Here is a 20,072-nt window from a genome sequence, read left to right as displayed (position 1 = left end):
GGAGTACGAATCGCCCGCAAAGCCAATAACGGCGCGGGTTTCGATGCCCCTTAACTTACCTAACTTAAATTCTCTAACTTTTAGTAGAAGCGCGCCGTTTCGGTGGACAACTGCCGAAACGCAAAAACCAAAGCAACTCCGAAAGCAAAAACAACCCCGGTTTTCAGGGCAAAAACAGGCTGGCTTTCCAGATCGGAGGGCCGCGCCATGATCGTTGCCTTGCTCAATCAGAAAGGCGGCGTGGGCAAGACCACGCTCGCCACGCACATCGCGGGCGAACTGGCGATGCGCGGGCAATCGGTCATCCTGCTAGATGCCGATCCGCAGGGCTCATCGCTGGACTGGACACAGCGCAGAAGTCAGCAAGGTCTGCCCAGGCTGTTTAGCGCCGTGGGCCTGGCACGCGAAACGCTGCACCAGGAGGCCCCAGAACTCGCCAGGCGGGCCGATCACGTCATCATTGACGGACCACCTCGTATCGCCGCCTTGGCGCGCTCCGCGCTGCTGGCGGCCGAGCGCGTGCTGATCCCGGTGCAGCCCAGTCCCTACGACCTGTGGGCCAGCGCCGAGATGGTGGCGTTGATACGCGAAGCGCAAGTGTTCCGACCTGCGCTGCGCGCGGCCTTCGTCATCAACCGGCGCGTCAGCACCACCATCATCGGCCGGGAGGCGCGGCAGTCGCTGGCCGAACAACCGCTGCCAGCACTGCGCTCGGAAGTGCATCAACGCATCGTCTTCGCCGATAGCGTGGCTGCCGGACGGCTCGCACGCGAGACGGCGCCCGAGAGCGCCGCTGCGCGTGAGATCGCCGCACTCACCGACGAACTGCTGCGGTGGCCGACATGAAGAATACGCGCGGCAAACGCATCGGCATCGGCGCACGTCCGCCAGCGAATCCCCACGCTGAGGCGTGGATTCGCCAGGGCGACGCCGACGCTTTGCAAAAGGGCGACCTCTACACCGCGCGCCTGACCCTCGACATCACGCCCGCCATGCGGGCGCGCATCAAGGTGTCCGCCTTCACGCGTGGCGTGACGGTGGCCGAACTGCTGCGCGCACTGCTGGAACGCGAGTTTCCGGAGAACTCCCAATGAACGTACAACCTTCGACGGTCACGGCCGCCACGACCAACACAAATCCGTCTTCGCTCGCGATGCTCGCCAGACGGGCCGGCACCGTGCCGTTGACCCGCGTGTCGCTCGCCTACGTCGAACGGCGCATCGACCTCTATCTGCGCTTCGGCGAACCGTCACGCATCGTCCGGCTTGACCACTGGCGCCGTGTCGCGGTGTTCCTGTCGGGGGCCGTGTTTTGCCGCATCCGGTGGCAGGCCAATGACTACGGCACGATCCGTTGGGAACTCATGGTGATGCAGGCTTGCACGTCGCTGGATGCGGCGCAGCGCATCCCCGGCGTGCTGCCCGGCGCGCGGTTGCTGCTGCACGCCGAAGGCGAACCTGCCGTCCGCGCTGTGTTTGCGCAGCTCGACGCCATCGAGGCACTGAGCATTGCGCCAGCCGACGTGTCACCCGCGTACTGGCGCACGCTCGGCAACCGGCTCGCTGCGCGCTTGCCACTACCCGAATACACCGCCGAGCGACATGCGGCTTGGCTGGCCGGGAGGACATTGCCATGACGACGCTTTCCACATCCAGCATCGCACCGCACCCTCGTTCGCGCCTGCGAGCTCGCATCGCGCTGACGGGCTTCGCCGCTGCCGGCATCGCTGCGCTGGCCTGGGCCGCATTCGTGTCGCCGCTGCCGCGCCTGACCTACAACCCGTCCGACAGTGTGGCGGTCGGCTGGTATCGCATCGAACCGTTCAGCCATCGGGCCGCCTCGCTGCCACGTCCGTTGTCCGTGGACAGCATCGTCCTTGTACCACTGCCGACCGAAGCCGCCGCACTCGCTGCGCAGCGCGGCTATCTACCGACGCGCGTTCCGCTGCTCAAGCGAGTGGGCGCCGTATCACCGCAGGAGGTATGCATCGCTGGCGGTATCGTTCGCATCGACGGCGTGCCTGCGGCCGCCGTGCTGCCGGCCGACCGACTGGGCCGACCGCTGCCATCCTGGCAGCAGTGCCGCCGTCTTGCATCTGGCGAACTGTTCCTGTTGAGCGTGACCAATCCGGCGTCGTTCGACAGCCGCTACTTTGGGCCGATTGCGGCTTCTACGGTGATCGGTCTTGCGCATCCGGTCTGGCTGGAGACACGCCCATGATGGCCGTCGATTCGCTGCACGTTCCCGTGCATCTCATCGTGCCATCCGGTATGTCGTTCCGCTGGTCGTCACGGTGTCGTCGCGCGTGCAGTGCGTGCGCATTCGCGCCGCACTTCGCGCAACATCCGGCGCCACCTTCCCATGTGCAGGCGTCTTGCCTCGAACGCGCCCGGCTTGTGGCTGTGGCCGCGTTCGCCGGCGGGCTGGCTGCAGGCAGCGCAGCGCCGCCGGGACGCCGAGGCCCAGAGCGAAAGCGAAGGGCAAAGGCGGAAGGCAAGATAAAAGGTCGCGGCACTGGGCCGCTTGAAAACCCTGTCTGCACGTGGGGGTGGCGCGGCACGCGCCAAGGAGCGGCAGCGTGCCGCGAAGGTGCGCAATGCCGCATCGGCATTGGCGAAAGCGCGTGCTTCGCACGCCCGACTGCGATGGTCTTGGATGGGGACGCCCCATGAGCAGTCGCGACGATGACCGTTTCCGCGTCCGCCCTGGTGCGCCGAAGCAGCGCGGCGACGCCTTCATCAACAAGGTGCTGCGCCAAACCAGCAAGGCCGGGGTGAGGCTCGGCAAGGCGGCTGGCAAGGTCGGTCAACGGCCCGGTTCCCGCTTAGGGCGCGGCCATGTCGCGGCCCGCTTTGCTGGGCGTTCGCTGACGGCCAACGCGCGGCGCGTGACGATCAAAGCTCGGCTGGTGAATCTGGCGAAGGCCGGGCCGCGCTCGACCGCTTCGCACCTGCGCTACATTGAGCGCGAAGGCGTCGATCGCCAGGGCGGGCCGGGCCACGCCTACGGCCCGACGACCGACGCGGCAGATACCGCCGCCTTCGAGGAACGCGGGCGAGAGGATCGGCACCAGTTCCGTTTCATCGTCTCGCCGGAGGATGCCGAACAGCTTGAAGACCTGCGCACCTACACCCGGCATCTGATGGCGCGCATTGAGGCCGATCTGGGCACGCGCCTGGAGTGGGTAGCAGTCGATCACTGGAACACGGACAACCCGCATACGCACGTCGTCCTGCGCGGCAAGGACGACACCGGCAAGGACCTCATCATTTCCCGCGACTACATCGCCGAGGGAATGCGTCATCGGGCATCGGAACTGGCGACCGAATGGCTGGGGCCGCGCACCGAGTTAGAAATGCAGCGCGCCATGCTGCGCGAAGTCGATCAGGAGCGATGGACAGGTCTGGATCGCACCTTGCAGCGCGAGGCCGGCAATGATGGCCTGGTGCGCACCGAACGCTTCGCCGAACCCCGGCTGCAACGGCAGCGGCAAATGCTGATGGGCCGGCTGCAACGCTTGCAGCGCATGGGGTTGACGACCGAGCAGCAGCCCGGCGCGTGGGCTGTCCATGCCGAAGCCGAGCCGACGTTGCGGGCGATGGGCGAGCGCGGCGACATCATCCGCACGATGCAGCGGGCCATGAGCGGCAAGCTGCGCGAGCTTGCCGTGTTCCAACCCGGCGAGGATGGCCGCGCAATTGTCGGCCGCGTCGCCGGTAAGGGGCTGGCCGACGAGCTATACGACAAGGGCTATCTGATTGTCGACGGCATGGACGGCAAGGCGCACTACGTCGCGCTGCCGCCTCGGTCGGAGCTGGAGCAGTACCCGACTGGCGCCGTGGTGGAAGTGAAAGGCTCGGCCGACATGCGCCCCGCCGACCGCAACATCGCCGCGTTGGCCGTCGATGGCGTGTATCGCACCGATCATCACTTGGCCGTCGCCCAAGGTCAGGCAACGCCCGACCGCGACCCGCGCGAAGTGGTCGCTGCACACGTGCGCCGGCTCGAAGCCCTGCGCCGCGCCGGCATCGTGGAGCGGGAGGCCGAAGGCGTCTGGCGCGTCCCCGATGACTTGACCGAGCGTGGTCGCCAATACGACGCGCAGCGCCTGGGAGGTGGCGTAGCGGTGGAACTGAAATCGCATCTGCCGATCGAGCGGCAGGCCCGCATGATCGGCGCCACCTGGCTCGACCAGCAGTTGATCGGTGGCGGCAAGGGACTGGGCGACCTGGGCTTTGGGGCAGAGGTCAAGGACGCCCTACGCGAGCGCGCCGATTTTCTGGCCGAACAGGGGTTGGCCGAGCATCGCGGGCAGCGCGTCGTCCTCGCGCGCAACCTGCTGGCAACGCTGCGCGGTCGAGAGCTGGCACAGGCCGCGAAGGACATTGCCGACGAAACCGGGCTGGAGCATCGGCCAGTGGCTGATGGCCAGCGCGTGGCCGGCATCTACCGGCGTAGCGTCATGCTTGCCAGCGGGCGCTATGCGATGCTCGATGACGGCATGGGGTTCTCGCTGGTGCCCTGGAAGCCAGTGATCGAACAGCGGTTGGGACAACAGCTCGCCGCGACGGTCCGCGGCGGAGGAGCGTCTTGGGACATCGGACGACAACGAGGGCATGACAACAACCGGTGAACCCTAGCGCTCCAGTGCTAGGCTCTTAGCCCTAGCGTCAGTGCGCATTAGCACACGTGACGCGGCGCCTGCTTTGTGCCCGGCGGCGGCAAGCCAACTGTCAGCGTCAACTGAAAGCAGACATTACGCGGAGGCACAGGCTTGCTTGACTGTTTCAAGGACTTGATCCGAGAGGGACGAGTCGTTGATGAAGTGAGCGACCGTAAGAGCGCCGATAAGTGTGGTGGCGATGACGACAGCTTTACTGCGTGCCTTTTCGGAGTCCTCCGAATCGATCTGGGAGAAAATGATATCTACCAGCTTGGAAAAACTATCTGTTGCAGAAGAGCGTGTCGCGCTATCACATCTAGCAAGCTCGCTCCCAAGCATCGCGAGCGGGCAACTGATGGTCGGATCATCTCGGCGAGATTGATCCAGGTAGAAGTTGGCGACACTACGCAGGCCAGATGAGCGGCGCTTTCCTCGCAGTGCCAGCGAGATGCCGTCAATTTGCCGCTGCGCAGCGACCGAACACGCTTCGGCGACGAGTTGGTTCTTCGACTCGAAATGCCGATAGAAGCCGCCCCGGGTCAACCCCGCTGCAGCCATCAGATCGTCTAGTCCGGTTCCATCAATGCCATTGCGGCGAAATTCACTGGAAGCGGCTTCAACGATCCGTGCGCGGGTAGCAACAGTTTCTTCTCTCGACTTTCTCATCGTGCAGCAATGCCCTCAAGGTAAACAGTGTTCAACAGGATCGAATCCGTTCATGCCGCTCCTGCCTGCCCATAGCAAGGTTCGCCCGCACTAGAAGACGGGTTGTGACAGCCCCGCTGCTGCGCGAACGTCACAGCATGCGTAGCGCCTCTCGCATGGAATAGTTTGCGCTCTTAGATGTTACATGGCATCATTGCACGTGTAAAGATGTTGAGTAACATCTAATTTTGCAGGAAGCCATGCTCACTGATGAGCTGTGGATTCATAGGGCGCCGTCAATGGCGCCGATCTTGAGAGCACTTCATATGCGTAGAGTTGTGATCACAGGGATGGGCTTGGTTACGCCTTTGGGGGTTGGATTGGAATCCGTCTGGACTCGCCTCCTCGCGGCAAAGTCAGGATTGAGTTGGCTGCCTACAGCTCTGTCCAATAACCTATCAGTCATGGTAGCCGGACAAGTACCGGGTGTTGATGACGACCCGGCGGCTGGGTTCGACCCTGTACTTTTCGTTATGGAACGGGATTTGCGCAGAATGGACCGTTTCATCGTGTTCGCGTTAGCCGCGGCGGAAGAGGCTATTGGCCAAGCCGGGTGGCGTCCCACCTCAGAGCGCGACCGCGCTCGAACCGCCACTATCGTCGCCTCCGCAATCGGAGGGTTTCATGCGATTACGAGCGCTGTGGATACGGTTCGCCAGCGGGGCCCGGGGAAACTCTCTCCTTTCACCATTCCCTCGTTTCTGATCAACCTGGCGGCGGGCCAAGTCTCAATCAAGTACGGCTTTACCGGACCGTCAGGGGCCCCGGTCACAGCATGCGCGGCCAGCGTCCAAGCTATCGGTGACGCCGCCAGGCTCATCCGCGCCAACGAGGCCGACATTGCGCTTTGCGGCGGCGCGGAAGCCTGTATCAATGAGGTCAGCCTAGGCGGATTCGCGGCCGCGCGAGCTTTATCTACCGCTAACTATGATCAACCGTCGAAGTCCTCAAGGCCGTTTGACTCCGCACGGGATGGATTCGTCATGAGCGAAGGAGCTGGCATGCTCGTGATCGAGGATCTGGATCACGCGCGTGCACGGGGCGCCCGCCCAATCGCGGAGGTCGTCGGCTATGGGACGACCTCCGATGCCTATCACATAACATCCGGGCCTGAGGATGGTCGTGGGGCGAGACGAGCGATGGAGATCGCCCTAGAACAAGCCAACATACCGCCAGACGAAGTTCGCCATCTCAACGCTCATGCGACTTCAACTCAGGTTGGTGATAGGGGCGAGATCTCGGCCATTAAGGCAGTCTTTGGCGATCATTACCGCACCGCGATCAGCGCAACGAAATCGTCCACGGGCCATCTTCTCGGAGCAGCCGGCGCGACGGAAGCGATCTTCACGGCATTGGCCTTACGAGATCAGATCGCTCCGCCCACACTTAATCTGGAAAACCGGGACATCGCAGCCGAAGGGCTCGACATCATTGGTGGTTCCGCTCACCCCATTGCGTCCGAGTACGCCATATCTAATGGCTTCGGATTCGGTGGCGTGAATGCGTCCATTCTTCTGCAGAAGCTGAGCTAAGGAAAACAATGTCTCAATGGATAACCAGGGCGAAGGCCATCCTAGCCGCGGAAGCGGCGGCCATAACAGCCGTCAATCTAAATGTTTCTTTCGATAATTCCATTGACACCCTGTTCGAATGTCAGGGAAAGATCGTCACGACTGGAATGGGGAAAGCCGGGTTCGTGGCCAAGAAATTTGCCGCTACGCTTTGTTCCACCGGCACGCCGGCGACCTACCTTCATCCAGGCGAGGCTGCGCATGGCGATCTAGGCCTAATCTCTCCGAACGACTGCATCGTGGCCTTCTCGACTAGCGGCAAGACGCGGGAAGTTCTGGAGTTGATCGAGCTTGCCCGCCACCTGGATTGTGGTCCGATCATTGGCATCACATCCCATCCCGAGTCCGAAATGCGCCGCCTGAGCGATAACGTCATCGATATGGGACTCATTGAAGAGCCTTGCCTATTGGGCCTCACACCGACCGCAAGCATCGCAGTGATGTCCGCGATCGGGGATGCGATCGCACTCATTCTCATGGAGAGAAAAGGCTTCTCTCGCCACGACTATGGGCTTCGTCATCACGGGGGATACCTTGGGGCCAAAGCTCGCGAAGACAACGTGGCAGGAGTCTCCAAGAATGCACACACATAACACCGCCCACGCCGAATCCTCGAATCCTCCAGAGCGAGGCCGCAAACCACGCAAGAAGAAGACGCTTGTCATTGCATGCGGAGCCGTAGCCCGAGAGCTGCTGGAAGTGACACGCATGAATCAATTGACGGATATCGATGTCACCTGTCTCCCGGCGTCGTGGCATATGACCCCGCAAAAAATACCGGAAGGTATGAGGCAGAAGATCAAAGAGAACCGATCTTCCTATGACGAAATCCTATGTCTGTATGGAGACTGCGGAACGGGTGGGAAACTGGACGAAGTTCTTGAGGAGGAAGGGGTCGCACGTATTGAAGGCGACCACTGTTATGCGTTCTTCGCTGGTGTTGAGCAGTTCAAAGCATTGCACGAGGCAGAAGGTGGAACCTTCTATCTGACTGATTTCCTGGTGCGTCATTTTGATCAGTTCATTATCCGCAATCTGGGCCTGGATCTGTATCCAGAATTACTCCCCGACTACTTCGGGAACTTCACCCGGGCACTGTATCTCGCTCAGATTCCTGATCCCGTGCTGGAGAAAAAGGCGCGTTTGGCTGCCGAAAGGCTGGGATTGCGATTTGAAATGCGGACTACCGGCCTTCAGGGTATTGATAGCTTTCTAACTCACCGCATCCCCATCGCCAGCGCGAGCTAACACGACGAGATGAAATTGCCGCCGCAGAACGTATCCGAGCTTCTCATAGAGCTTAATGGCACCCGTGTTGTCGCTGAAGACATGAAGGAACGGCGTCTCGCCACGAGCAACTACTCTCTTTCCGACGAGGTTCACTAATGTTTCCGCATGCCGATGACCACGATAGTCAGGATGCACACACACAGCGCTGACTTCGGTGTAGTCGGGCAGACGCATTCGTTCGCCCGCCATGGCAACCAGTTTGCCGCCAACACGAATGCCGTAGTACTCGCCCATCTCATGGGTACGAGTTCCGAACGGGCCGGGACGCGTCATTGCTACCAACTCGAGCATGTCGGGCACATCGGCGACACCGAGGCGCGATGCTTTCGCCACTGAGCTGTCGGAAGGTGCTGTCGATAGCACCATCTGATTGATAAGACCACGTTGAATTACATTCAATCCGGATGGGGGCTCAAGTTCCTGAAGCGTGACGAGCGCGGCGTGATCACCTGCCAGCACTAGATCTGCAAGCGCTTTCCAATTCGCGGGAGAGTTGCCGCCAAGCACGGCGAAGGGGCCTATCGGCGCTGGGTAACGTAGCGCGAGCGCGTCCCCCGCGGCTAGATGCTGATGGCAGCTGGTCAGTGACTTCCAGATGAAGTCGTCGAGGGGGTGTGAATTCTGCATAACTGACTTCCTTTTTGTTATCGCGTTCCGAAGGCAGCGAATCCTCGAATGACGGAGGGCCGTGCCATGACGGCTTGATACCACCGCCGCAATTGCGGAAGCTCGCTCCAATCGATGTGGCGCTCAACAGCGAAGGCGATGGTGACCGCTGCAATGTCGGCCAACGTAAATGTCTCCCCAGCGATAAACTCGGATGTCTTTACGAATCGCTCTGCAACGGAGAGGGCTTTCATCGCACGGAGGTCGAGTGCTTGCGGCGAACTGTCCTTCACGCCACTTGCCCGGAGTTGGAATGCGGCGTGGCTGGGGGCGATCACATCCGTCAGAAAATAAAAGAACCGCTCATAAGCGACGACACGTCGACGCGTGCCACCGACAGGAAACAAGGTTTCTGAAGCAGCCTCGGCGACATAGAACAGGATGGCGTTGGACTGCGTAAGTACAAGGACTTCGTCGCCATCAACGCGGTCGACAATCACCGGCACTTTGCCATCTGGGTTGAGCGCCAGGAACTCAGCTGTCCGATGCTCTCCTCGCCGCAGGTCCAGTCGGACAGGGCGATAGGGTAATCCCGCCTCCTCAAGAGCTATAGCTACACGTAGGCAGTTCCCTGTTCGAGCGCCGTACAGGTCAATGGGGGCAAGACGTTCACCGAGCATGTGTGGTCGCTTTTCTACTTGACGGTTTAGATGTTATACGACATCATAAAAAGATGTCAATCAACATCATTAGTCTGAGAGGACTAGACCGTCATGCCTAGGACAGGAATCCACCATGGGAGCAAATCCAAGACGCTGCTCCTGTTGACTGCGTCTCTGATTTCGTCATTGATCATGCTCGACTCGAACATCGTGGCCGTAGCACTCCCAACGATTGCTCGATCACTCAATGCGACCTTCACTGACATCGAATGGGTGGTCAGCGCATATATCCTGACCTTTGCCGCGCTATTGCTCGCCGCAGGCTCTTACGCAGATCGTCACGGCAGAAAGCGGGCAATGTTGATTGGCTTGGGGATATTCATCATTGCCTCTGCGTTATGCGGCTTTGCTACATCAGCGCACGTCTTAAACTGGGCCCGCGCGCTGCAAGGCATCGGAGGAAGTTTGCTCTTGACCTCTGCCCTGGCCGTTATCAATCACGCCTTCGTCGGTGTGGATCGTGCCAAAGCCTACGCGTTCTGGGGAACGTGCCTTGGAATCGCCATCACAAGCGGTCCCATCGTGGGAGGCGTCATCACGGACTGGTTAGGATGGAGGTGGGCGTTTCTTATCAATCTTCCGGTCGGTTTCATCCTGTTCATTGCCGCCGCCAAAATAATCGATGAATCTCGTGATCCAGATGCGAAGAGCCTCGATATTGCAGGAATTCTCACTTTCAGTTGCGCGCTCTTTCTACTGATTTGGGCGCTCATCGATGGCAACAACGTTGGCTGGGCAACGACTGTAATCATCTGGCGCCTGGTGGGCGCCGCCTTGCTCTTCATAGCGTTTGCGGTCGTCGAAGTTCGGCAAAAGCGGCCTATGGTTGACTTTTCTCTCTTCCGAAACCGGACATTCCTGGGGGCGACCTTTGCGATGCTGGGATATGCCGCCGGTGCGCAGGTGCTGGTCTTCTTCCTACCGCTATTCCTTCAGATTGCCTACGGACTGGCCCCCTCGTCCGCCGGCTTTGCAATGTTGCCGTTTGCGCTGCCCATGTTCCTCACGCCGCTGCTTGGAGCTCGCCTCGCAGGGCGCTATTCCGGGCGAACGCTGCTAACTTTAGGTTTGGTCGTGAGCGTATTCGGCGACGTTCTCCTGTCGACATTGGCAGCGTCCGAAGCATCCTACGCCTTTCTCGTTATCGGCATGCTCGTCGCCGGAGCAGGTGCTGGTTTGCTCAATGGCGAGACCGCAAAGGTGATGCAAGGAGCAGTGCCGGCGCAGCGCGCAGGAATGGGGTCCGGCCTGACTGCTACGGTTCGATTCGTTGGCCTTCTATTGGGCGTTGTGAGTCTAGGGGCTCTGCTATCGAAGGAGGTCTCTCGTCACTTCATTGCTTCGAGCTTGTCGTTGGGATTGGACCCAAATCTCGCGGCCTCCTTCGCAAAGCGCGTTGCGGCAGGCGACTTTGGTAGCTTGATGATTCAACTCCCGACGTCACTGCATGAGCCGGTGCAAGCGGCTGCCACCAAGTCGTTCGTTAGCGGCTTTGCCGCAGCGAGCGCCCTAGCTGCAATTACTGCGGCGACGGCCGGAATTTTGACGTATGTACTCGTGCGTAGAGCAGACACCGCGCCTGCGGTGGGCGGGCACGAATCGGCGGTTGCCGCGATGGAGTAGATAGCAATCGCCCGCGGAACAAGACTTGATGGCAGGCATCTAGAGTGATGATGGTCTTGCTGCGGTTGTGCGAATGGACAAAGAGTCTTCCATGGAACTTCGACACCTACGATGTTTTATAGCCGTTGCCGAAGAACTCCATTTTGCTCGCGCGGCTGAACGGCTACACATTGAACAGTCGCCTCTGTCAAGGGCAATCAAAGAACTGGAAGAAGAACTGGGCGTTCAGCTTTTCGTGCGAACTACCCGCAGTACCCGGTTGACTCGCGCCGGACAGCTGTTTATGGATCACGTTCCGCGTGTCTTCACCGCGTTGCAGCAGGCACGCGACAGCGTGAAGGCTGCCGCTAACGGCTTTCACAGCCAGTTGCGGGTTGCCCTTTCCGACGGCATACCGCCATCGCGCTTCTCGACCTTCTTGGCATTGTGCCGCGAAGAAGAGCCGAATATCGAAATACGTCTATTCGAGATTCCGTTGGCGCAGCAGATCAAAGGGCTGCGCGACGACCTGTACGACTTGGGTTTTGCTCGATCGAATGATGTTGGCGATGGCCTCATTGCCGAGGCCGTCCTGGAAGATCCGTTCATGGTGGCAGTGCCTGCTCGACATCCTCTGTTGGCATACAAGCGCGTCCCACTAGAGGAAGTGCTGCGCCATCCGCTGGTACTTGTGGATCCTCAAGCGTGCGAAGGCTATGCGCGGCAGATTGAACGGGTGCTGCGGCGAATCGATCAAGAGCCGCTGATTGCCGAACGAGTAGCATCTTGTGATCTGATGATGTCAGTGGTGGCGGCTGGCCTCGCCTTGGGTCTGGCCGGTGGTTCGCAGATCGTCAACAGCCGCGAGCAGGGCGTGGTCGCGCGGCCCCTGGCTGGCCGCACATCAATGCTCACGACTTATCTGCTGCGCCGGGACATCGAGCCTTCGGATGTACTGGCTCGTTTCATCGAGAGGACAAGTTCCCTCAAACCCCCTGCGGCGAAGACATCTACCGCAGTGTCCGCTCTCGATTCTTCTGAGGAACGCGAACCATGAACAGGACCATGCTGTTTCTTCTCGTTGCCGCGCTAACTGCCTGCGGAAAGTCTGGGCCGACCGAAACGGTGGAGTCGCTGGCGGCCAATCCCGAGCGGCTGAAGGAGCTGCGCGAGCAGTGCAAAACAGATCGCGCCAAGCTGGGCGACGAACTCTGCAATCGTGTGGCCGAGGCGACGAATCGGCGCTTCCTTGGGGATGGTAAGACGCCCTACAACCCGCCGAAAGAAACACCGAAGTTCTGATCGTTGCCCATTCGCACAAAACTTCGGATTCCTAACTAGATACGCCGCAACGCGCCATTACTTGCGGCATTTTTCCTCAATTCGCTACGGCGCGAAATCTTGCTTTTTTCTCGATAGTTCTTCCGATAACGGTCTTTGACCGCCTCTTGACCTAGTGACCTGCCCCCCACCAGCCGTACCAGGCTGAAGTTAGTGAAGTCCGTCAACCACCAGGAGAATGACGGACATGAAGAAGAGCAGATTCACCGAGGAACAAATCATCGGCTTCCTCAAGCAGGCCGAGGCCGGCATGCCGATCAAGGAGTTGTGCCGCAACAGCGGTTTCAGCGATGCCACTTTCTACAAGTGGCGCGCCAAGTTCGGCGGCATGCAGGTCTCGGAGGCCCAGCGCCTGCGTGAGCTGGAATCCGAGAACGCCAAGCTCAAGCGGCTGCTGGCCGAAGCCCACCTGGACATGCACGCGCTCAAGAGCGTTCTGGGGGTAAAGCGCTAGCCCCACAGGTCAGGCGCGAGGCGGTTGGGCGCATGGTGAGTGAGCACCATTTGTCCGAACGCCGAGCGTGCCGGCTTGTGGGGCACTCCCGCGACAGCTACCGACATCCACCGACGGCCGACCAGGCTACGCTGGATCTGCACGAGAAGATCGTGGAGATCGCGCATGTGCGCCGGCGCTTTGGCTACCGCCGCATCCACGACCTGCTGCGCCCGCAGTTTCCCGGCGTCAATCACAAGCGTGTGTACCGCCTCTACCGGCAAGCCAACCTGGCTGTGCGCCGGCGCAAGAAGAGCAAACGGCCTATCAATGAGCGTGTGCCGCTGCAGCTGGCACGCACGGTCAACGAGGTTTGGAGCATGGATTTTGTGAGCGACAGCCTCTCGGGTGGACGGCGCCTCAAGTACCTCACGGTGGCCGATGACTTCAGCCACGAGAGCGTGGACATCGTGGTGGACTTCGGCATCTCAGGCCACTATGTCACCCGCGTCCTGGACCGCGCTGCGCTGTTTCGTGGGTACCCGAAGGCGGTGCGAACCGACAACGGCCCGGAGTTCACCAGCCGGGCATTCATGGCCTGGGCGCAGGCGCATGGCATCCGCCACATCCTGATCCAGCCCGGGCGCCCGATGCAGAACGGCTACATCGAGAGCTTCAACGGCAAGTTCCGTGACGAGCACTTGAACGAGTGCTGGTTCCAGACCTTGCATCAGGCCAGAACAGCCGTGGCCATCTGGCGCACGGACTACAACGAAGTCAGGCCGCACAGCAGCTTGGGGCGCATGCCACCGGCTCGCTTCGCCGAGCTGCATCGCCAGCGCGCTGGCGATGCAGCTCTACCCACATCAACCCAGACACCCATCGAGTAATCTTGAATCCGGACTTCCACTTCTGATTGGTACGTCTACAGGGGGCAGGTCACTAGCCCGAATCTCACGGCTACGGCACGTTTTTGTGCCGCATGTCGTTCAGGAGAAATCGGAGGCCAGGATGCAAGGTCAAGGCGTGTTGTTCGGGCAGGTCGGTGTCGTCTTTGGCATCGTTATCGCCGGTGTGTGGATCGCCACACAGTGGACAGCCGCTGCACTGGGTTATCAGCTACGCCTAGGCTCGCCCTGGTTCGATTTCTTCGGTACGCCGGTCTATCACCCCTGGCGGTTGTTCGAGTGGTGGTTCGTCTTCGATGCCTATGCGCCCCGGGTCTTCGATATCGGCGGCGCGATTGCGGGCGGCAGCGGCCTGGTGGCTGTCGTAGTCGCCATCGCCATGTCCGTGTGGCGCTCGCGGCAATCGAAACTGGTGACGACTTACGGCTCGGCGCGCTGGGCCGACGCCGTTGATATTCGCAAGGCGGGACTAACACAGTCTGCAGGCGTCTTCCTTGGTCGGCATGACGACCAATACCTGCGGCACGAAGGTCCGGAGCACGTCCTGACCTTCGCACCTACGCGATCCGGCAAGGGCGTCGGCCTGGTGGTTCCTACACTGTTGAGCTGGCCAGCGTCCGCCGTCATTCACGACATCAAGGGCGAGAACTGGCAGATCACCGCCGGCTGGCGCTCGCGCTTCTCGCACTGCCTGCTGTTCAATCCCACCGATCCGAAGTCAGCGGCCTACAACCCTCTGCTGGAAGTCCGGCGCGGCGCGCATGAAGTACGCGATGTACAGAACATCGCCGACATCCTGGTTGATCCCGAAGGCGCGCTGGAGCGCCGCAACCACTGGGAGAAAACTTCGCACGCACTTCTAGTCGGCGCCATTCTGCACGTGCTCTATGCGGGAACCGACAAGACACTGCGCGGCGTCGCCAACTTCCTGTCCGATCCGGCGTGTCCGTTCGAGCTGACGCTGCACCGGATGATGACGACAAAGCATCTGGGCGATGCCCCGCATCCCGTCGTCGCATCGGCTGCGCGCGAGGTTTTGAACAAGTCGGACAACGAGCGGTCGGGTGTGCTGTCCACGGCCATGTCGTTTCTCGGCCTGTACCGCGATCCCACAGTGGCCGAAGTCACGTCGCGCTGCGACTGGCGCATCGCCGATCTGATCGCGTCCGAATCACCTGTGTCGCTGTATCTGGTGGTGCCGCCTTCGGACATCAGCCGCACGAAGCCGCTGGTGCGCCTGATCCTCAACCAGATCGGTCGCCGACTGACCGAATCACTTGATGGCAGCGACGGCATCGCCCGTCGCCACAAGCTGCTGCTGATGCTCGACGAGTTTCCTGCGTTGGGCCGGCTCGACTTCTTCGAGACCGCGCTGGCGTTCATGGCCGGCTACGGTATCCGCAGCTTCCTCATCGCTCAGTCGCTCAACCAGATCGACAAGGCCTACGGCCAGAACCATTCGATCCTCGACAACTGCCATGTGCGCGTGACGTTCGCCACCAACGACGAACGCACCGCCAAGCGCATCTCCGAAACGCTCGGCACGGCCACCGAGCTGCGCGCACAGCGCAACTACGCCGGCCATCGGCTGGCGCCCTGGCTGGGGCACCTGATGGTGTCGCGGCAGGAAACGGCGCGCCCGCTGCTGACTCCCGGCGAAGTGATGCAACTTCCGCCGGACGATGCCGTGGTAATGGTGTCCAGCTTGGCGCCGATCAAGGCGAAGAAGCTGCGCTACTACGCCGACACCAATTTCAAGCGCCGTGTGCTGCCGCCGCCCACGCTCGCAGCCGGGCGCTACGCCGATGCGCCGCCGCTCCGTCCTGACGACTGGAGCGGCTTGGCTATCCCTGTCGTACCTGCCGCATCGGCGGACTTGAACGACAGCACAGCCGCTACCGACGACGGCGGGCCGCGTCGGCAGCCAGAGCTATCCGAGGTCACCGAATACCTCCCCGACCAAGAGCCAGCGATCAACGACCTGGCGCTGCTCGATGACGACGACTTGCCGTTACCCCTTCCTCGTCAGCTTGACCCGGCCATGCAGCGCACGGCCCGGCTGGCGTCCCTCGACCAACACGACGGAATCGAGCTATGAGCCAATACCGCCTCAACCTGTTCATTCCGCACGAGCACGCCAAGCGCTTGGACGAGCTGGCCGCCAAAAAAGGCGTGTCCAAGTCGTCCATCGTCGCGGCGGCGCTGGCGTCCTGGCTGTCGCCGGATGCGGGCGACCAGCGTGAGGCGGCCATTGCAAAGCGGCTGGATCGACTGTCGCGCCAGTTCGAGAGGCTGGAGCGCGACCAGAACATCGAGATAGAAACGCTGGCGCTGTTCGTCCGCTACTTCTTGACGGTTAGCACGCCGGTTCCCGAAGCCCATCAGGAAGCCGCCCGCGCGCAGGGCAAGGCACGCTTCGAGCAGTTCGTCGAACAACTCGGCCGCCATCTGATGCGCGGGCGCAGCTTGGTGCGCGACGTAGTTGAAGAGCTGCATCCCGACACCGCTCACCTGGACGATACGGCGGCACTGGCCGAAGCCCAGGAGCGTGCCTCATGAGTGCCATTCCCTCGACTGTCGGGCAGTCCTTCGCCACCACCTCGCTCGACCGGCGCATCCGCATGTTGCGAACCGCGATGGGGCCGCTGATCGCCGCCGCGCTGGAAGACCCGGACGTGGTGGAGATCATGCTCAACCCCGACCGCACACTCTGGGTCGATCGCCTGTCCTCGGGCCGCGCGCCGCTGGGCGCAGAACTGTCCGAGGAAGACGGCGAACGCATCATTCGTTTGGTCGCCACGCATGTCGGCGCGGAAGTCCATCGCGGTCAGCCGCTCTTGAGCGCCGAATTGCCGGAAACCGGCGAGCGCTTCGAGGGCATCCTGCCGCCGGCCGCGCCGGGGCCGGCCTTCGCGCTGCGCAAGCGCGCCGTCGGCGTGATCCCGTTGGATCGCTACGTCACCGACGGAATGATGACCGTCGAGCAGGCCGAGTTCCTGCGCAGCGCGGTACGCGAGCGCCAGAACATCCTGATCGCCGGTGGCACCAGCACCGGCAAAACCACGCTCGCCAATGCCTTGCTCGCGGAGATCGCCGCCACCGGCGACCGCGTGTTGGTGCTCGAAGACACCATCGAACTGCAATGCATGGCGCGCGACCACGTGCCGCTGCGCACGCGTGCCGGCGTCGTGTCGATGACCGAACTGGTACGCGCCACGATGCGGCTGCGCCCCGATCGCGTGATCGTCGGCGAAGTGCGCGGCGGCGAGGCGTTGGATCTCATCAAGGTGTGGGGCACAGGTCATCCCGGCGGCATCGCCACCATCCATGCCGGCTCCGCGCTGGGCGCGCTGCTGCGCCTGGAGCAACTGATTCTCGAAGTGGCTGTGAACCCGCCGCGGGCGCTCGTCGCCGAGGCCGTCAACGTCGTCATCCACATCGCCGGCCGTGGCCGGCGCCGCCGCATCGAGAGCATTGCCCGCGTCCTTGGCTTCGACGGCGTGGGCTATCGCCTCGCGGATGCGCTGGAGCCCCCCGCTTCCAGAGCTGCCGCTTTCTTCCCCATCCCCTGACCACCTTGGAGTACTGCCATGACACAGATGCACGCCCATACTTTCCGCATTTCCGTAAATCCGGCCTCAATCCTGGCTCGCCTGCGGCGCCTGGCCGGCCCCGCGCACCACGGCCTGCTGACGGCCGCCGTGATGCTGACGACGGCTGGCACGGCACGGGCCGCCGGTTCGTCGATGCCCTGGGAAGGTCCGCTCGAATCCATTCTCGAATCCATCCAGGGGCCGGTCGCGCGCATCGTCGCGGTCATCATCATCATCGCCACCGGCTTGGCGCTCGCCTTCGGCGACACGAGCGGCGGCTTCCGCAAGCTGATCCAGATCGTGTTCGGTCTGACCATTGCGTTCGCGGCGTCGAGCTTCTTCCTGTCGTTCTTCAGCTTCTCCGGCGGGGCCGTCGTATGAGCACGGCCAGCGACTTGCCGGGCTTCGAGGTGCCACTGCACCGCTCGCTGACCGAGCCGATTCTGATGGGCGGCGCACCGCGCACTGTAGCGATCGCCAACGGGACACTGGCCGCTGCCGTTGGCCTGGGCATGCAACTGTGGATTCCCGGCGTCGTGCTCTGGATCGTCGGCCATTCGCTGGCGGTTTGGGGAGCTCGCGTCGATCCGCAGTTCATGCAGGTGTTTGCCAAGCACCTCAAGCACAAGCCGCTGTTGGACGTCTGACGAGGAGATGCCGCGATGCTGAATCTCGCCGAATACCGTCAGCGCCCGTCCTTGCTTGCCGATTGGTTGCCATGGGCCGGACTGGTCGCGCCGGGTGTCGTCTTGAACAAGGACGGCAGTTTCCAGCGCACGGCGCGCTTTCGTGGGCCTGATTTGGACAGTGCCACGCAAGGCGAACTCATCGCCACGACGGCACGCCTGAACAACGCGCTGCGCCGACTCGGCGCTGGCTGGGCGTTGTTCGTCGAAGCCGAACGCCGGCCGGCGGCGGATTATCCGCACTCGGATTTCCCCGAACCGTTGTCGTGGCTGGTGGACGAAGAACGGCGCGCGACCTTCGAGGAATCAGGCCACCACTTCGAGAGCGGCTATCACCTCACGCTGCAATACCTACCGGCGGAGGAATCCCGTGCCCGTGCGGCCAAGCTGCTGTACGAGAACACGCCGACCGCCGGCGTGGACTGGCGCGAACGCCTGACCGCGTTCGTCGCGGAAACCGGGCGCGTCTTCGACCTACTCGATGGCGTGATGCCGGAGATCAACTGGCTCGACGACGCCGAAACACTGACCTACCTGCACGCGACCGTCTCGACGCGGCGCTACCGCATCGGTGTGCCGGACGTGCCGTTCCACCTTGACGCGCTTCTGGCCGACACGCCCTTGATCGGCGGCCTCGCACCGATGCTCGGCGACCAGCACCTGCGGGTCGTCACGGTGCGTGGCTTCCCAACCTCGACTTGGCCGGGGATTCTGGACGACCTCAACCGGCTGGGCTTCGCTTACCGCTGGAGCACGCGCTTTCTGTGCATGGACAAGTCGGAGGCCGAAAAGGAACTCGGCCGCCTGCGCCGGCAGTGGTTCGCCAAGCGCAAGAACGTGGTGGCGCTTCTGCGCGAAACCATCTTCCAGCAGGAAAGCCCGTTGGTGGATACCGACGCCAGCAACAAATCGGCGGACGCCGATACGGCCTTGCAGGAACTCGGCAGCGATCAAGTCGCCTTCGGCTACGTCACCGCGACTGTGACGGTGCTCGATACCGATGCCGACACGGCTGACGAGAAGCTGCGCATGGTGGAGCGCGCGATTCAGGGGCGGGGCTTCGTGACGATTCCCGAAACCCTCAATTCGGTGGAGGCGTGGCTGTCGTCGGTGCCAGGCAACGCCTACGCCAACGTGCGCCAGCCCATCGTGTCGACGCTGAACCTCGCGCACCTGATGCCGGTGTCGGCGGTGTGGGCCGGGCCGGAGAAGAACGAGCATCTCGACGGCCCGCCGCTGATCGTCACCCGCACCGAAGGCGCGACGCCGTTCCGGCTAGTGACGCACATCGGCGACGTAGGCCATACGCTGATCGCAGGTCCGACGGGCATGGGGAAATCCGTGTTGCTCGCCACGCTGGCGATGCAGTTCCGCCGCTATCCCGGCTCACGCATTTTCGCCTTCGACATGGGTCGCTCCATGCGGGCGACAGCGCTGGGCCTGGGCGGCGAATACTACGACCTCGGCGCTGATGGCGCGATCGCCTTCCAGCCGCTCGCGCGCATCGACCAAGAGGGCTACCGAACCTGGGCCGCCGAATGGGTCGAAGGCCGCCTGTTGCACGAAGGCGTAGCTGTCGGCCCCGATGAGAAGGCCGCCATTTGGTCAGCGCTCGGCAGCCTCGCCGGCGCCCCGGTCGAGCAGCGCACGCTCACCGGCTTGTCGGTGCTGCTGCAATCGAACGCGCTGCGGCAGGCGCTCGCGCCCTACGTGCTCGGCGGCGCGCACGGCAAGCTACTTGACGCCGATCACGACCGCCTGGGCGCGGCCGACGTGCAGTGCTTCGAGATGGAGGAGTTGATGCACAGCAAGGCTGCGGTACTAGGGAAGGTCTGCATAACCCCCGCCGCAGCGTGAGCTGAGTCGTCGATTTTCAGATGACGACATGGAAGGCGGATACCGATGGTTTTTGAAGGCGGATTTCGGCCTTCTGCGGCCGTTTTGACCTGCCT

At 62.1% G+C, this 20,072-nt stretch carries 20 protein-coding genes and 2 pseudogenes; 18 read left to right on the top strand and 4 right to left on the bottom strand.

Annotated features, from left to right (window positions below; genetic code table 11):
• Window positions 1–80: 80 nt before the first annotated feature.
• Window positions 81–209 (bottom strand): hypothetical protein, encoded by a 129-nt coding sequence (locus M3149_RS23080; protein ID WP_255346481.1) that lies wholly within the window; start codon window positions 207–209, stop codon window positions 81–83.
• Here M3149_RS23080 and parA point away from each other — a divergent pair.
• The 5 genes from parA (at window position 208) to M3149_RS20465 (ending at window position 4,633) form a co-directional block, all read left to right on the top strand.
• Window positions 208–846, top strand: coding sequence for a ParA family partition ATPase (parA, locus tag M3149_RS20485; protein WP_019718174.1), 639 nt, complete (start codon window positions 208–210; stop codon window positions 844–846). The two genes, M3149_RS23080 and parA, sit on opposite strands and share 2 nt — an antisense overlap.
• Complete coding sequence (locus tag M3149_RS20480) at window positions 843–1,094, top strand: hypothetical protein (RefSeq protein ID WP_034713130.1); 252 nt, start codon at window positions 843–845, stop codon at window positions 1,092–1,094. Before parA ends, M3149_RS20480 begins: the two co-directional genes overlap by 4 nt.
• On the top strand, window positions 1,091–1,636 hold the full coding sequence (locus M3149_RS20475) for a DUF2840 domain-containing protein (protein WP_026437452.1): 546 nt from the start codon (window positions 1,091–1,093) through the stop codon (window positions 1,634–1,636). Before M3149_RS20480 ends, M3149_RS20475 begins: the two co-directional genes overlap by 4 nt.
• A complete protein-coding gene (locus M3149_RS20470) occupies window positions 1,633–2,220 on the top strand; it encodes a S26 family signal peptidase (RefSeq protein WP_026437451.1) in 588 nt (195 codons plus the stop codon). The genes M3149_RS20475 and M3149_RS20470 overlap by 4 nt, the downstream gene beginning before the upstream one ends.
• A gap of 448 nt (window positions 2,221–2,668) precedes the next feature.
• Window positions 2,669–4,633: a relaxase/mobilization nuclease domain-containing protein gene (locus M3149_RS20465; protein WP_026437450.1), complete on the top strand. Its 1,965-nt coding sequence runs from the start codon at window positions 2,669–2,671 to the stop codon at window positions 4,631–4,633.
• Between the two features lie 123 nt (window positions 4,634–4,756).
• Here M3149_RS20465 and M3149_RS20460 read toward each other — a convergent pair whose 3' ends face one another.
• Window positions 4,757–5,329, bottom strand: coding sequence for a TetR/AcrR family transcriptional regulator (locus M3149_RS20460; protein ID WP_026437449.1), 573 nt, complete (start codon window positions 5,327–5,329; stop codon window positions 4,757–4,759).
• Between the two features lie 305 nt (window positions 5,330–5,634).
• Here M3149_RS20460 and fabF point away from each other — a divergent pair, with 305 nt between their 5' ends.
• Genes fabF through M3149_RS20445 form a run of 3 tightly spaced genes read left to right on the top strand, consistent with a single transcriptional unit; the run spans window position 5,635 to window position 8,187 of the window.
• On the top strand, window positions 5,635–6,900 hold the full coding sequence (fabF, locus tag M3149_RS20455; protein WP_251711280.1) for a beta-ketoacyl-ACP synthase II: 1,266 nt from the start codon (window positions 5,635–5,637) through the stop codon (window positions 6,898–6,900).
• Window positions 6,901–6,908: 8 nt separating this feature from the next.
• Window positions 6,909–7,532, top strand: coding sequence for an SIS domain-containing protein (locus M3149_RS20450; RefSeq protein WP_026437447.1), 624 nt, complete (start codon window positions 6,909–6,911; stop codon window positions 7,530–7,532).
• Window positions 7,519–8,187 carry a DUF1638 domain-containing protein gene (locus tag M3149_RS20445; RefSeq protein ID WP_251711278.1) on the top strand — a complete coding sequence of 223 codons (669 nt, stop codon included), beginning with the start codon at window positions 7,519–7,521 and terminating at the stop codon, window positions 8,185–8,187. Before M3149_RS20450 ends, M3149_RS20445 begins: the two co-directional genes overlap by 14 nt.
• Here M3149_RS20445 and M3149_RS20440 read toward each other — a convergent pair.
• Window positions 8,152–8,856 (bottom strand): GNAT family N-acetyltransferase, encoded by a 705-nt coding sequence (locus M3149_RS20440; RefSeq protein ID WP_251711277.1) that lies wholly within the window; start codon window positions 8,854–8,856, stop codon window positions 8,152–8,154. The two genes, M3149_RS20445 and M3149_RS20440, sit on opposite strands and share 36 nt — an antisense overlap.
• 17 nt (window positions 8,857–8,873) lie before the next feature.
• Window positions 8,874–9,515: a glutathione S-transferase family protein gene (locus M3149_RS20435; RefSeq protein WP_251711276.1), complete on the bottom strand. Its 642-nt coding sequence runs from the start codon at window positions 9,513–9,515 to the stop codon at window positions 8,874–8,876.
• A gap of 144 nt (window positions 9,516–9,659) precedes the next feature.
• On the opposite strand from M3149_RS20435, the gene M3149_RS20430 reads away from it, so the two are divergent.
• The 10 genes and pseudogenes from M3149_RS20430 to trbE all read left to right on the top strand — a co-directional run.
• On the top strand, window positions 9,660–11,180 hold the full coding sequence (locus M3149_RS20430) for an MFS transporter (RefSeq protein WP_251711275.1): 1,521 nt from the start codon (window positions 9,660–9,662) through the stop codon (window positions 11,178–11,180).
• A gap of 91 nt (window positions 11,181–11,271) precedes the next feature.
• The gene (locus M3149_RS20425; protein WP_026437443.1) at window positions 11,272–12,216 is read left to right on the top strand and encodes a LysR substrate-binding domain-containing protein; all 945 of its coding nucleotides are present in this window, start codon (window positions 11,272–11,274) and stop codon (window positions 12,214–12,216) included.
• Entirely contained in the window at window positions 12,213–12,461 is a 249-nt protein-coding gene (locus M3149_RS20420; RefSeq protein WP_026437442.1) for an EexN family lipoprotein, read from the top strand. Before M3149_RS20425 ends, M3149_RS20420 begins: the two co-directional genes overlap by 4 nt.
• A gap of 226 nt (window positions 12,462–12,687) precedes the next feature.
• Window positions 12,688–13,823, top strand: a protein-coding gene (locus M3149_RS20415) for an IS3 family transposase (RefSeq protein WP_435370771.1) whose coding sequence is annotated in 2 segments (ribosomal slippage) — window positions 12,688–12,943 and window positions 12,943–13,823 — 1,137 coding nt in all. Because the reading frame shifts where the segments join, the coding sequence is not laid out codon by codon here.
• Between the two features lie 121 nt (window positions 13,824–13,944).
• A complete protein-coding gene (locus M3149_RS20410; protein WP_026437441.1) occupies window positions 13,945–15,939 on the top strand; it encodes a conjugal transfer protein TraG in 1,995 nt (664 codons plus the stop codon).
• Window positions 15,936–16,400 carry a ribbon-helix-helix protein, CopG family gene (locus M3149_RS20405; protein WP_026437440.1) on the top strand — a complete coding sequence of 155 codons (465 nt, stop codon included), beginning with the start codon at window positions 15,936–15,938 and terminating at the stop codon, window positions 16,398–16,400. Before M3149_RS20410 ends, M3149_RS20405 begins: the two co-directional genes overlap by 4 nt.
• Window positions 16,397–17,435 (top strand): annotated as a pseudogene (gene trbB, locus M3149_RS20400) (P-type conjugative transfer ATPase TrbB). Before M3149_RS20405 ends, trbB begins: the two are co-directional and overlap by 4 nt.
• Window positions 17,432–17,815: a TrbC/VirB2 family protein gene (locus M3149_RS20395; RefSeq protein ID WP_014995132.1), complete on the top strand. Its 384-nt coding sequence runs from the start codon at window positions 17,432–17,434 to the stop codon at window positions 17,813–17,815. The pseudogene trbB and the gene M3149_RS20395 overlap by 4 nt, the downstream one beginning before the upstream one ends.
• Complete coding sequence (locus M3149_RS20390; RefSeq protein WP_026437607.1) at window positions 17,812–18,081, top strand: VirB3 family type IV secretion system protein; 270 nt, start codon at window positions 17,812–17,814, stop codon at window positions 18,079–18,081. Before M3149_RS20395 ends, M3149_RS20390 begins: the two co-directional genes overlap by 4 nt.
• A gap of 15 nt (window positions 18,082–18,096) precedes the next feature.
• Window positions 18,097–19,944: pseudogene (gene trbE / locus M3149_RS20385) on the top strand (conjugal transfer protein TrbE); the annotation flags it as partial.
• Window positions 19,945–20,072 lie beyond the last annotated feature (128 nt).

It is taken from the genome of Hydrogenophaga intermedia (assembly GCF_023715105.1).
GTDB lineage: Bacteria > Pseudomonadota > Gammaproteobacteria > Burkholderiales > Burkholderiaceae_C > Hydrogenophaga > Hydrogenophaga intermedia_A.
The sequence above is the reverse complement of the archived record's forward strand: the minus strand, read 5'-3'. Positions and strand labels throughout refer to the sequence as shown.